Origin of the sequence: Halomonas rhizosphaerae (assembly GCF_030012485.1) — a bacterium.
Taxonomy (GTDB): domain Bacteria; phylum Pseudomonadota; class Gammaproteobacteria; order Pseudomonadales; family Halomonadaceae; genus Halomonas; species Halomonas rhizosphaerae.
The window spans coordinates 113,152-125,291 of the sequence record NZ_JASCQQ010000039.1 but is presented as its reverse complement, the minus strand read 5'-3'; the positions used below and the strand labels follow the sequence as shown (position 1 = coordinate 125,291).

11 protein-coding genes and 5 tRNA genes are annotated in these 12,140 nt (G+C 68.2%); 9 read left to right on the top strand and 7 right to left on the bottom strand.

Features of this window, described 5'->3' with window-relative positions; all coding sequences use genetic code 11:
• Nucleotides 1-39: 39 nt before the first annotated feature.
• Nucleotides 40-1,392 carry a magnesium transporter gene (gene mgtE, locus QLQ86_RS19175; RefSeq protein WP_282737037.1) on the bottom strand — a complete coding sequence of 451 codons (1,353 nt, stop codon included), beginning with the start codon at nucleotides 1,390-1,392 and terminating at the stop codon, nucleotides 40-42.
• Between the two features lie 202 nt (nucleotides 1,393-1,594).
• Here mgtE and QLQ86_RS19170 point away from each other — a divergent pair, with 202 nt between their 5' ends.
• Complete coding sequence (locus QLQ86_RS19170) at nucleotides 1,595-2,620, top strand: quinone-dependent dihydroorotate dehydrogenase (RefSeq protein ID WP_282818073.1); 1,026 nt, start codon at nucleotides 1,595-1,597, stop codon at nucleotides 2,618-2,620.
• Between the two features lie 102 nt (nucleotides 2,621-2,722).
• On the opposite strand, the gene rmf is transcribed toward QLQ86_RS19170, so the two are convergent.
• Entirely contained in the window at nucleotides 2,723-2,929 is a 207-nt protein-coding gene (rmf, locus tag QLQ86_RS19165; protein WP_082042631.1) for a ribosome modulation factor, read from the bottom strand.
• Nucleotides 2,930-3,190: 261 nt separating this feature from the next.
• Between rmf and rlmKL the strand changes: the two genes are divergently transcribed.
• On the top strand, nucleotides 3,191-5,395 hold the full coding sequence (gene rlmKL, locus QLQ86_RS19160) for a bifunctional 23S rRNA (guanine(2069)-N(7))-methyltransferase RlmK/23S rRNA (guanine(2445)-N(2))-methyltransferase RlmL (protein WP_282818072.1): 2,205 nt from the start codon (nucleotides 3,191-3,193) through the stop codon (nucleotides 5,393-5,395).
• The gene (locus QLQ86_RS19155; protein ID WP_282818071.1) at nucleotides 5,392-5,751 is read left to right on the top strand and encodes a glutaredoxin family protein; all 360 of its coding nucleotides are present in this window, start codon (nucleotides 5,392-5,394) and stop codon (nucleotides 5,749-5,751) included. The genes rlmKL and QLQ86_RS19155 overlap by 4 nt, the downstream gene beginning before the upstream one ends.
• A 24-nt stretch (nucleotides 5,752-5,775) precedes the next feature.
• Here the strand turns inward: QLQ86_RS19155 and QLQ86_RS19150 are convergent, their stop codons facing one another.
• A complete protein-coding gene (locus QLQ86_RS19150; protein WP_133635141.1) occupies nucleotides 5,776-6,057 on the bottom strand; it encodes a hypothetical protein in 282 nt (93 codons plus the stop codon).
• 116 nt (nucleotides 6,058-6,173) lie between these two features.
• Between QLQ86_RS19150 and pdxB the strand changes: the two genes are divergently transcribed.
• Nucleotides 6,174-7,337 carry a 4-phosphoerythronate dehydrogenase PdxB gene (pdxB, locus tag QLQ86_RS19145; RefSeq protein ID WP_282818070.1) on the top strand — a complete coding sequence of 388 codons (1,164 nt, stop codon included), beginning with the start codon at nucleotides 6,174-6,176 and terminating at the stop codon, nucleotides 7,335-7,337.
• A 152-nt stretch (nucleotides 7,338-7,489) separates the two neighbouring features.
• On the opposite strand, the gene htpX is transcribed toward pdxB, so the two are convergent.
• The 4 genes from htpX to msrB all read right to left on the bottom strand — a co-directional run bounded on the left by htpX (nucleotide 7,490) and on the right by msrB (nucleotide 11,274).
• A complete protein-coding gene (gene htpX / locus QLQ86_RS19140; protein ID WP_282818069.1) occupies nucleotides 7,490-8,389 on the bottom strand; it encodes a protease HtpX in 900 nt (299 codons plus the stop codon).
• Nucleotides 8,390-8,510: 121 nt separating this feature from the next.
• The gene (locus QLQ86_RS19135) at nucleotides 8,511-9,740 is read right to left on the bottom strand and encodes a pyridoxal phosphate-dependent aminotransferase (RefSeq protein ID WP_282818068.1); all 1,230 of its coding nucleotides are present in this window, start codon (nucleotides 9,738-9,740) and stop codon (nucleotides 8,511-8,513) included.
• Between the two features lie 76 nt (nucleotides 9,741-9,816).
• A complete protein-coding gene (gene ylqF / locus QLQ86_RS19130) occupies nucleotides 9,817-10,782 on the bottom strand; it encodes a ribosome biogenesis GTPase YlqF (RefSeq protein WP_282818067.1) in 966 nt (321 codons plus the stop codon).
• A 90-nt stretch (nucleotides 10,783-10,872) separates the two neighbouring features.
• On the bottom strand, nucleotides 10,873-11,274 hold the full coding sequence (msrB, locus tag QLQ86_RS19125) for a peptide-methionine (R)-S-oxide reductase MsrB (protein WP_278031319.1): 402 nt from the start codon (nucleotides 11,272-11,274) through the stop codon (nucleotides 10,873-10,875).
• A 192-nt stretch (nucleotides 11,275-11,466) separates the two neighbouring features.
• Between msrB and QLQ86_RS19120 the strand changes: the two genes are divergently transcribed.
• From QLQ86_RS19120 to QLQ86_RS19100, 5 genes are all read left to right on the top strand, one after another.
• Nucleotides 11,467-11,542, top strand: a tRNA-Glu gene (locus QLQ86_RS19120).
• Between the two features lie 23 nt (nucleotides 11,543-11,565).
• Nucleotides 11,566-11,640, top strand: a tRNA-Gly gene (locus tag QLQ86_RS19115).
• Nucleotides 11,641-11,762: 122 nt separating this feature from the next.
• Nucleotides 11,763-11,838, top strand: a tRNA-Glu gene (locus tag QLQ86_RS19110).
• Between the two features lie 26 nt (nucleotides 11,839-11,864).
• A tRNA-Gly gene (locus tag QLQ86_RS19105) sits at nucleotides 11,865-11,939 on the top strand.
• Nucleotides 11,940-12,046: 107 nt separating this feature from the next.
• Nucleotides 12,047-12,122, top strand: a tRNA-Glu gene (locus QLQ86_RS19100).
• Nucleotides 12,123-12,140: the final 18 nt, after the last annotated feature.

Here is a 12,140-nt window from a genome sequence, read left to right as displayed (position 1 = left end):
GGGGTTCGTGTCTCTAGGGCCTCACATGCGAGGCAGCGGTCATAGCAGGAACAGCGTGGCCAGTCCCAGGAAGGCCATGAAGCCCACCACGTCGGTCACCGTGGTCAGGATCACCGACCCCGAGAGGGCGGGATCGATGCCCGCGCGCTTGAGCATCAGCGGGATCACGATGCCGGCGATGCCGGCGGCCAGCATGTTGATCACCAGGGCGGCGGCGATGATGACGCCGATGGCGATGCTGCCGAACCAGAGCACCGCGAGCACGGCCACCACCAGCGACCAGAGCACGCCGTTAAGGGCGGCGATGCCGATCTCCTTGCGCAGCAGCCAGCTGCTGTTGGTGCGGCTGATCTGGCCCAGGGCCAGGCCGCGGATCGCCAGGGTCAGGGTCTGGCTGCCGGCGATGCCGCCCATGCTGGCGACGATGGGCATCAGCACCGCCAGCGCCACGATCTTGTCCAGGGCATCCTCGAAGCGGCCGATCACCCAGGCGGCCAGGAAGGCGGTGACCAGATTGATGCCGAGCCACACGGCGCGTCGCTTGGCGCTGGGCATCACCGGCGCGAAGAGGTCCTCCTCCTCGTCCAGGCCGGCCATGTTCATCAGCGCCTGCTCGGAGTTCTCGCGGATCACGTCGACGATGTCGTCGATGACGATGCGCCCGAGCAGCAGGCCGTCCTCGTCGACCACCGGCGCGGAGGCCAGGTCGTGGGTCTGGAAGAGGGTGGCCACCTCACGGGAATGCATGGTCACCTGGATGCTGTCCACCTCCTGGTCCATCAGGTCGGCGACGGCCATCTCGGGGTCGTTGGCGACCAGGCGGGCCAGCGGCAGCACCCCCACGAAGAAGCCATTGCGGTCGACCACCATCAGCGCATGGGTGTTGTCGGGCACCGTCTCCTTCCAGCGAAGGAAGCGCTTGACCGTCTCCAGGCTGACGTCGGCGCGCACGGCGATGGTGTCGGTGCGCATCAGGCGACCGGCGCTGTCCTCCTCGAAGGAGAGGGTCTCCTGCAGCCGGCTGCGCTGCAGCTCGTCCATCGAGCGCAGCATGTCCTCGGCCACCTGCTGGGGCAGGTCTTCGAAGATCTCGGCGAGGTCCGTGGTGTCGAGGCCGGAAGTGGCGGCCACGATCTCGGCATGGTCCATGTCATCGAGCAGGGTGCTGCGCACCTCGTCGTGCACGTGAAGCAGGACCTCACCGTCGACCTCGCCCGGTACCCGTTCCCACAGCTTGATGCGCGCCGCCGGCGGCAGCGACTCCAGCAGCAGGGCGACCTCCGCGGGCTCCAGGTCGGCCAGGACGTCGTCGACGGCATCGAGCCGCTCGTCGCCCAGCGCCCGGTGAATGCGCGAGAGGCGGTCCTCGAGGGTTTCGGTGGTATCGGCCATATGGGTCTCCCTGGCTTCGGCTGCACGGCCCATCCGGCCGTGATCGCAACGACGTTGCCCACAGTAGACCACAGAACGGCCCTTGACGGTGCCGGCGCGGGACCCCGCGGCGGCGGCCGCATGGCAACGTGACGGCGTCGTTTCCCGTCCGCGGCACTGCTATACTCTGCCGCCCCGTCTGCCACCCTTGTCCGGAGTCGCCATGTATTCGCTCGCCCGCTCGCTGCTGTTTCGCCTGGACGCCGAGACCGCCCACGGGGTCGCCTTGAAGGGGCTCGACCTGGCCGGTCGCCTGGGCCTGGCGGGGCGACTCGGTGGCGGGCGGGTCGAGGACCCGGTGGAGCTGATGGGGCTGCGCTTTCCCAACCGGGTGGGCCTGGCCGCCGGGCTGGACAAGAACGCCGAGCATCTCGATGCCCTGGGCGCACTGGGCTTCGGCTTCGTGGAGGTGGGCACCGTGACGCCCCGGGCCCAGGACGGTAACCCCCGGCCGCGGCTGTTCCGCCTGCCGGAGGCCGGCGCCATCATCAACCGCATGGGCTTCAACAACGCCGGGGTGGATCACCTGGTCGCCCGTGTGCAGGCGAGCCGCTACGACGGGGTGATAGGCATCAACATCGGCAAGAACCTCACCACGCCGGTGGAGCAGGCGGTGGACGATTACCTGACCTGCCTGCGCAAGGTGCACGGCCATGCGCACTACATCACGGTGAACATCTCCTCCCCCAATACCCCGGGGCTTCGCAACCTGCAGTTCGGCGAGCATCTGGATGCGCTGCTCGGTGCGCTGCGCGAGGAGGGGACCCGGCTCGACCGTGATGGCGGTCGCCGCGTCCCCCTGGCGGTGAAGATCGCCCCGGACATGAGCCCCGAGGAGGTCGGCCTGGTGGCTCGCACCCTCGAGGACAACGCCATCGACGCGGTGATCGCCACCAACACCACGGTCTCACGCGAGGCGGTAGCGGGGCTCGAGCATGCCGACGAGCAGGGGGGGCTCTCCGGGCGGCCGGTGTTCGACCCGTCGAACACGGTGATCCGCGAGCTGCGCCGCCGCCTCCCCGGCATGCCGATCATCGGCGTGGGCGGCATCGACAGCGGCGAGGCGGCGCTGGCCAAGGTGGCGGCCGGCGCCGATCTGGTGCAACTCTATTCCGGCTTCATCTATCGTGGGCCGGCGCTGGTGGGGGAGTGTGCCCGGGCGCTGCAGGCCCGTTTCGCCGGGCAGTGAGGGCCCGGCGGGCGGCCACTAAAAAGCCCATGGCACGGCCATGGGCTTGATATGTTCGTCAACACCTCTGACGATGGGCTGATGACCCGGTGAATGCGGGGGTCACATCACCATGGGGTTCTTGTGAATGCCGGAGACTCCCGTCATGCCCGACCATTGATCCCCACGACCTTCACGCCAACCGCTCATCCAGTACTCGCGTAGATTGATATCCTGACTTGGACAGTCATCGCGGGAACGACCTGAGAGTCCCGCCTTGTACCCATGAACATAGGCACGCTGGAAGCGATCACGTTTCTGTCGTTTCATTGGACTACCTCTTGATGAAGGTACCGACGAGAACCCGGCCTCGAGACCGGATTCATGTTGCCCGGGCAACATCGGTCTCTGCGGCAACTCCGTGCTGCACGACGACTCGAGGCCCGCTGACAGAACGCATGCGTCATTCAGTAGCTACTCAGTCATTGATAGCCCAGGATGACGACGATTGTCGACCGATGATTTGTAACAAGGCGTTTACCTGCCCGTCACGCCTTCACTCCGGCCAGGCGCCACGCCGATGGATATGTCATGACTGAACTGCATTCCCCTGATTCACTGGATCTTCTGGCCACCTGCCCGCGGGGCATCGAGCTGCTGCTGGCCGATGAGCTGGCCGCCCTGGGTGCCGTGCCCGGCAAGACCACGGTGGCCGGGGTCCACCTGCGCGCGAGCCTCGAGAGCGCCTACCGCATCTGCCTCTGGTCGCGGCTGGCCAACCGGCTGGTGCTCTGCCTGGCACAGGAGGAGGGCGTCGAGGCCCCCGAGGCGCTGCGTGCCGCCACCGCGGCCATCGACTGGCGGGACCACCTCGCACCGGGCGCGACCCTGGCGGTGGACTTCCACGGCCGCGCCGAGGCGATCCGCCACACCCGCTTCGGTGCCCAGACCGTCAAGGACGGGGTGGTGGACCGCCTCCACGCCGAGGGCCGGCCGCGGCCCGACGTCGATACCCGGCAGCCGGACCTGCGCCTCTATGCCCACCTGCACCGTGGGCGGCTGACCCTGGGCGTGGACCTCTCGGGCGACAGCCTCCACCGCCGTGGCTATCGCCGCGACGTGGGCCATGCGCCGCTCAAGGAGAACCTGGCCGCCGCCCTGCTGGTGCGCGCCGGCTGGCCGGCGATGGCCCGGGAGGGGGCTCCGCTGGTCGACCCGCTGTGCGGTGCCGGCACCCTGCTGATCGAGGCCGCCCTGATGGCCGCCGATATCGCCCCGGGCCTGGCCCGGGAGCGCTTCGGCTTCCACGGCTGGGCCGGCCACGACGAGCGCTGCTGGCGGGAGCTCAAGCGCGAGGCCGAGGCACGGGCCAGCATCGGGCGAAAGCGCTGCCGCTCGCGGCTTTATGGCTTCGACGAGAGTCCCCCGGCGCTGGCCGCGGCAAAGGCCAACGCCATGCGCGCCGGCGTGCCGGCGCTGATCGAGCTCGAGGGGGGCTCGCTGACCGGGCTCGCGCGCCCCGAGGGGCTGCCCGACTCGCCCCGCGGACTGGTGATGACCAATCCCCCCTACGGCGAGCGCCTCGGCGAGCTTCCCGAACTGGTGCGCCTCTACGGCCAGCTCGGCGAGCGGGTCAGGGTGGCCTTCCCAGGCTGGCAGCTGGCGGTCTTCACCGCCAACCCGGACCTCGGGCATCGCATCGGGCTGCGCGCCCGCAAGCAGTACTCGCTGCGCAACGGCCCCCTGGAGGCCAAGCTGCTGCTGATGGCGATTCCCGAGGCGGAGGAGTCGCCGTCCGGGGAGGCCGCCCCCGTGCGCTCCGAGGGGGCGCAGATGTTCGCCAACCGCCTGGAGAAGAACCGCCGGCGGCTGAAGAAGTGGCTCAAGAAGAGCGGCGAGAGCTGCTACCGGCTCTATGATGCCGACATGCCCGAGTACGCCCTGGCCATCGACCTCTACGGCGACCGGGTGCACGTCCAGGAGTATGCGCCGCCCAGGTCCGTCGATGTCGCCCAGGCCCAGAAGCGGCTGCACGAGGCGCTGGGGGTGATACCCGACGTGCTCGGCGTCGATGCCGGGAAGGTCGTGGTCAAGCGCCGCGAGCGGCAGAGCGGCAAGGCGCAGTACCGCAAGCAGGCGGCCAGCGGTGAGCGCTTCGAGGTGCGCGAGGGCCGGGCGCGGCTGTGGGTCAACCTGCGCGACTACCTGGACACCGGCCTCTTCCTCGACCATCGCCCGGTGCGACGCCTGCTCGGCGAGATGGCCTCCGGCAAGCGTTTCCTTAACCTCTTCTGCTATACCGGGGCCGCCACGGTCCAGGCCGCCCTCGGTTCGCAGAAAGAGGGCACGGAGACGGCCGGCGGGGCCAGCGAGAGCGTCAGCGTCGATCTCTCCAACACCTACCTGGAGTGGGCCCGGGACAACTTCGCCCTCAACCGGCTCGACCCGGGGCGCCATCGGGTGGTGCGCGACGACTGCCTGCGCTGGCTGGAGACCGCCGGCGGCGAGTTCGACCTGATCTTCCTGGATCCGCCGACCTTCTCCAACTCCAAGAAGATGGCCGATACCCTGGACGTCCAGCGCGACCACGGCCGGCTGGTGCGCCTGGCCATGGCCCGTCTGGCGCCGGGGGGGACCCTGGTGTTCTCCAACAACCAGCGGCGCTTCACGCTGGATGCGGACCTCGCCGAGCAGTTCCGGGTGGAGGATATCTCGGCGAAGACATTCGATCCTGACTTTCAACGCCGCCCGGACCTGCATCATGTATTCCTGATTCGCCATCGGGAGGGCGCATGATCCGACTGAGGCTCTATACCACCCTGGGCTGTCATCTCTGCGAACAGCTGGAGGCGGTGCTGGCGACCCTATGTGCCGAGCGGTACCGGCTGGAGCGGGTCGAGATCAGCGAGGACGAGGGGCTGGTCGCGCGCTATGGGGTGCGCATCCCGGTCCTGGTGGACGAGGCGGGGAAGGAGCTGGACCGCGGCATGGAACCCCACCGCCTGGCCGGCTGGCTGGCGTCACGGGGCTGGCTGGACGAGACCGCCTGGCAGCAGCTGCAGCAACAGCTGAGTGGCGAGACGTCGCCCGGGGTGACGAAAAGGGCGACGAAGGGGGCAACCCTGCGCGGCGGGCGGCGCTATCTGGGCTGATGGCCCTCGCCCGGCACTCGGCGCCTACAGCGAGTCCAGCAGCGAGAGCTGGCTGACGGCGTCGCGTCCCTCGGCGCTCTCGGCCTCCACCTCCAGTACCTTGCGAAAGCCCCGTGAGGACAGGATGGTGGTCTCGTCGGCCAGCCACATCATCGCCTGGTCGTGGTCATCGGCCAGGCGATGCTTCAGGCCGCCGAACTGGGTGCCGATCTGCCCCCAGGCACGGCTGAAGATCCAGTCGCCGAACATGTCCTGATGGACATGCACCAGCACATAGTCATGGTCGGTTTCCCAGCGGACGATCACGGCAGCTCCCGAGGTGGAGGGCGCCGCAGGTCTGCGGCGCGCGAGTGGCAATGGCGGTATTGTAAGGGCTTGGGCACACTGAACAAGTCGTATCACCAGCAGGACGGGAGTCAGCCATGAGAATCGTCGTCGACGCCAACGTGCCCGCCGCGGATACCTGCTTCGGGGCACTGGGCGAGGTGGTCCGCCTGCCGGGGCGCGAGATCGATGCCGCCGCGCTTCAGGAAGCCGACGCCCTGGTGGTGCGCTCCATCACCCGCGTCGACGAGGCCCTGCTGGCCCACGCCGCCCGGCTGCGCTTCGTCGGGACCTGCACCATCGGCACCGACCACGTGGACGAGGGGGCCCTGGCCGAGCGCGGCGTCGCCTTTGCCAGTGCCCCGGGCTGCAATGCCGAGGCGGTGGTGGACTACGTGCTGGGCAGCCTCTCGACCCTGGCCGAGCGCCAGGGCTGGCGGCTGGCCGAGCGGCGCGTCGGCATCGTCGGTGTGGGCAACGTGGGCGGGTGCCTGCTGGCGCGCCTCGCGGCCATGGGTGTCGACTGCGTGGCCTGCGATCCGCCCCGCGTGGCGGCAGAAGTCACCGAGGGGGAGGGGCTGGCCGGCTTCGTGGACCTGGATACCCTGATCGACGAATGCGACGTGATCTGCCTGCATACCCCGCTGGTGACCGAGGGATCCCATCCGACATGGCACCTGCTCGATGCCCAGCGCATCGCGGCCCTGGCCCCGGGCTGCGTGCTGCTCAACGCCGGACGCGGCGACTGCGTGGATGGCCAGGCACTGCGGCAGCGGCTGGCGGGGCAGGGCGATGTCAGCGCGGTGCTCGATGTCTGGGAGCACGAACCCGCCATCGACAGCGGCCTGGCGGATCTCGCCGCCATCGCCACGCCGCATGTCGCCGGCTACAGCCTGGACGGCAAGCTGCGCGGCACCCAACGGATCTATCGCGCCCTGGCCCGGCATGTCGGCCTGCCGGCGCGACTGACGCTGGCGGACCTCGCGCCCCCGCCCCCGGTCAGGCGTCTCGTCCTGGATGCCGGCCTCGGCCCCGAGGAGGCGCTGCGCCTGTGCCTTCGCGCCGTCTACGACGTGCGGCGTGACCACGACAGCCTGCATCGCGAGGCCCGCCGCCAGGGCATGGCCAAGGGCTTCGATGCCTGCCGGGCCGCCTATCCACTGCGCCGGGAGCTCGCGACCCTAGACATCGAGCTTCGCGAGGGGGCCCGAGATCTCGCGCCGCTGCTGAGCGGCGCGGGCTTCCGGGTTGCCACCGCCTGACGACGATGGGGCGACAAACGACAGCGGGCCCGCCGAATTGGGGGGCCCGCTGTATCAGGGGAATGGCGTCACTGCCAGTAGGCGGTCTCCTTGAGGACGCGGATACGGCCTGTGCTGAGTGCAGCGGCGGGGCAGCTCGCCGCGGATCGCCGTTACTGCCGGTAGGCCGCTTCCTTCAACGCACGAATGCGATCATCCAGCGGTGGGTGGCTGGCGAAGAGCCGCTCCATCAGCGAGCGCGTCTGGCCCTTGGTGATGGCCATGGCCCGCATGGTGTCCGGCATCTGGTCGGGCATCTCGGTCTCGGCCTTGAGGCGAGCCAGGGCGTTGATCATGGCGCCGCTGCCGGCGAGCTGCGCCCCGGCGCTGTCCGCGCGGTACTCCCGGAAGCGCGAGAACCAGGCGACGATGGCCGAGGCGATCAGCCCGAAGACGATCTCGGCGACGATCACCACCGCGAAGTAGCCCATGAAGCCCAAGCCGCCGCCATCGTCGCGACGCAGAAAACTGTCGACCAGCTGGGCCACCACGCGGGCGAAGAACATCACGAAGGTGTTGAGCACGCCCTGGATCAGGGCCAGGGTGACCATGTCGCCGTTGGCCACGTGGCCGATCTCGTGGGCCAGTACCGCGCGCACCTCCTCCGGGCGCATGCGGTTGAGCAGGCCGGCGGAGACTGCCACCAGGGCGTCGTCCTTGTTCCAGCCGGTGGCGAAGGCGTTGGACTGCTGCGCCGGGAAGATGCCCACCTCCGGCGTCTTGATGCCGGCGTCGCGGGCCAATTCCGCTACGGTATCGACCAGCCACTTTTCGGTGGCGTTGGACGGCGACTCTATGATCACGGTGCCGGTGGTGCGCTTGGCCATCCACTTGGAGATGAACAGCGAGACCATCGAGCCGGCCATGCCGAAGATGAAGCAGAAGATCAGCAGGGCATTGAAGTTCATGCCCTGTTCGGTCAGGTAGCCCTCCACCCCCAGCAGGCGCAGGGTGATGCTCGCCACCACGATCACGGCCAGGTTGGTGCCCAGGAAGAGCAGGATTCTCATCATTGCCGGAAATCTCCAGTCGTCGGAAAGGGGTTGCCGCTCTCAGCGGCCTGCACAAGCTGTTGCTTAGATACGCGCTTGCCCGCCGGGTTTCAAGCGGCGGGCAGAAGGGGGATGCTCCGGCCTACTGGCGGTAGCGCGACAGGAACCGGGCGAAGCGGTCCAGGGCGTCCTCGAGCTGGTCGGCCCAGGGGAGGGTGACGATGCGCACATGGTCGGGGTCGGGCCAGTTGAAGGCGGTGCCCTGCACCAGCAGGATCTTCTCCTGCAGCAGCAGGTCGAGCACCAGCTGCTGGTCGTCGCGGATGTTGAACACCTTGGGGTCGAGCCGCGGGAAGGCGTAGAGGGCCCCCTTGGGTCGGGTGCAGCTGACCCCGGGGATGGCATTGAGTTTCTCGACGGTGATGTCGCGCTGGGCGAGCAGGCGTCCGCCGGGCAGGATCAGGTCGTTGATCGACTGATAGCCCCCCAGGGCGGTCTGGATGGCGTGCTGGGCCGGCACGTTGGCGCACAGGCGCATCGAGGCCAGCATGGTCAGCCCCTGGATGAAGTCGGCCGCGCGCTGCTTGGCGATGTTCCCCGAGAGGATCATCCAGCCGCTGCGGAATCCGGCGCAGCGATAGCTCTTGGAGAGCCCGTTCATGGTCACCACCAGCTGGTCCTCGCCGGCCAGCGCCCCGGTGGAGATGTGCTCGACCCCGTCGTAGAGGATCTTGTCGTAGATCTCGTCGGAGAACACCACCAGGTCGTGTTCGCGGGCGATCTCCAACAGCTCGCGCACCACCGCCGGCGGATAGACGGCCCCGGTGGGGTTGTTGGGGTTGATGATCACGATCGCCCGGGTGTGGGCGGTGACCTTGGCGCGGATGTCGGCCATGTCCGGCGCCCAGTCGGCCTGCTCGTCGCACAGGTAGTGCACGGCATGGCCGCCCGAGAGGTTGGCCGCCGCGGTCCACAGCGGGTAGTCCGGGGCCGGGATCAGCACCTCGTCACCGTCGTTGAGCAGCGCCTGCATGGCCATCACGATCAGCTCGGAGACGCCGTTGCCGATGTAGATGTCCTCAATGCCGACGCCGGGTATCTCCTTGCGTTGGCACTCCTGCATGATCGCCTTGCGCGCCGAGTAGAGCCCCTTGGAGTCGCAGTAGCCCTGGGCGGTGGGCAGGTTGCGCATCACGTCCTGGAGGATCTCTTCCGGCGCCTCGAAGCCGAAGGGGGCGGGGTTGCCGATGTTCAGCTTGAGGACGCGCTGGCCTTCCTCTTCCAGCCGCTTGGCGTGCTCGAGCACCGGGCCGCGGATGTCGTAGCAGACGTTCTCGAGCTTGTGCGATTTCCTGATCGGGGGAGTGTCCATGGGCGCTGAGATCCAGTGATGTCGGTGTGCCGCCTCTGCCGGGGCGGGCGTCGTCTCGGGGGATTATTGCCGGTGATTATGCGGGCTCGGCACCGTCGCTACCAACCGCGTCGGCGGCGTCCGGTTCGGGCTCGGCCGGGATGTCCGCCGGCGTCTCCAGGGTCAACCGGCCTAGCTTGCCGTCCCGCAGCTCGTGAAGCAGCACCTCGGCACCGCGGTGCAGGTCGACCTCGCCACCGGGGCGCAGCCCGCCGCGCCTGGCGGCGATCTCGGTAAGTATCGCATGGCCGTCGAAACCGGCGAGGGCGAGCAGGTCGACCCGTACCGGGCCATCGGCCTCGACCTGCCCGGCCTCGGGGTGGGGGGCGTACGCGGGCAGGGTCTTGAGTTTGTAGCGTGCCTTGAGGGCCTCGGGATAGCGCCTGGCCAGTTCGGCGGCGGCGACCACGGCGACCTCCACGTAGTCGATGGCGGTATCGCGGATGGCGCCGCTGGCGGCCAGGCGGTGGGCGCTGGCCTGGTCCTCGATCTTGGGCCACAGCACCCCGGGGGTATCGATCAGTGCCACGCGGCCGCCGATGCGCACCTTCTGCTGGCGCTTGGTCACCGCCGGCTCGTTGCCCGTCTTGGCGATGGTGCGCCCGGCCAGGCCGTTGATCAGGGTCGACTTGCCCACGTTGGGAATGCCCATGACCATCACCCGCACGTCGCGGTCGGCGCGCACCTGGCCGGCCAGCTCATGGCAAAGTTTGGGGATGCGCTTGAGCTCCCGGGCCTGGGTGGTGGTCACCGCCAGGCCCCGCGTGTCGTCCTGGGCGTCGAAGAAGCCGACCCACTCGCGGGTCCGCTCGGGGTCGGCGAGGTCGGCACGCGAGAGGACCTTCAACACCGGCTTGTGGCGGGTCAACTCGGCCAGCATGGGGTTGGCGCTGGAGTAGGGCAGGCGGGCATCGAGGACCTCGATCACCACGTCGACCTCCGGCAGCGCCTCGAGGATCTGCCGACGCGCCTTGTTCATGTGTCCCGGGTACCAGCCGAGCATCGAGCCTCTCCTGCATGCGCATGAATGAAAACGGCCGCCCATCATAGCAGATGGGCGGCCGTGTCAGGGGAGGGCGGTAACGGGCAGGGACTACTCCCCGGCGTGGAACTGAATCGCCACCGAATTGATGCAGTAGCGCAGCCCGGTGGTCTCCTGGGGGCCATCGGGGAAGACATGGCCGAGGTGGGCGTCGCAGCGCGCGCAGGTCACCTCGGTGCGCTGCATGCCGTGGCTGGTGTCGGTCTGCTCCGCCACGCAGCTCGGCGTGAAGGGACGGTCGAAGCTGGGCCAGCCGCAGCCGGCGTCGAACTTGTGCTCGTTCTCGAACAGCGGGGCGTTGCAGCAGACACAGTGGTAGATGCCGTGCTCGTCACTCACGTGGTAATGGCCGCTGAAGGGCGGCTCGGTGCCTTTCTCGCGGGTGACGCGGTACTGCTCGGGCGTCAGCTGCTGCTGCCATTCGGCATCGCTCTTCTGGATCTTGCTGCGCATGGCCTCTACTCCTTGTCATGGCGCCGGGTGCGGGCCCAGCGCGTATCACTTCCATTCTGACATCAACATGGGTGGGTGTTTCCAGTCACCGGGCAGTATCGGTCACGGGATATCAACGCCTGGCGAGCCCCGCTTGACAGCTTCCCGGGTGCTGGGTAATATTCGCCGCACCTCGACGAGGCGAGACATTGCGTCCCATTCGTCTAGTGGTCCAGGACACCGCCCTTTCACGGCGGTAACAGGGGTTCGAACCCCCTATGGGACGCCACTCGACTCATCAGGTGCCGGAGTGCGGGAATAGCTCAGTGGTAGAGCATCGCCTTGCCAAGGCGAGGGTCGCGAGTTCGAATCTCGTTTCCCGCTCCATCTTCCTACGGGAAGCTGGGTTCGGAGGTCAGGTAAGCGAGGGTCGCGAGCTGGTGCGCCAGTCCGACTGATGGCAGCCCCATCGAATCTCGTTTCCCGCTCCAAGCTGTAATAGCTTATGCGTCCCATTCGTCTAGTGGTCCAGGACACCGCCCTTTCACGGCGGTAACAGGGGTTCGAACCCCCTATGGGACGCCACTTCCGGTATTGGCAGTGCGAGACCTGCGGGAATAGCTCAGTGGTAGAGCATCGCCTTGCCAAGGCGAGGGTCGCGAGTTCGAATCTCGTTTCCCGCTCCATCTTCCTACGGGAAGCTGGGTACGGAGGTCAGGTGAGCGAGGGTCACGAGCTGGAATGCCAGCCCAGTCGAATCTCGTTTCCCGCTCCAAGCTTGAACAGCTTATGCGTCCCATTCGTCTAGTGGCCTAGGACACCGCCCTTTCACGGCGGTAACAGGGGTTCGAACCCCCTATGGGACGCCACTTCGCTCGCATGTCGCT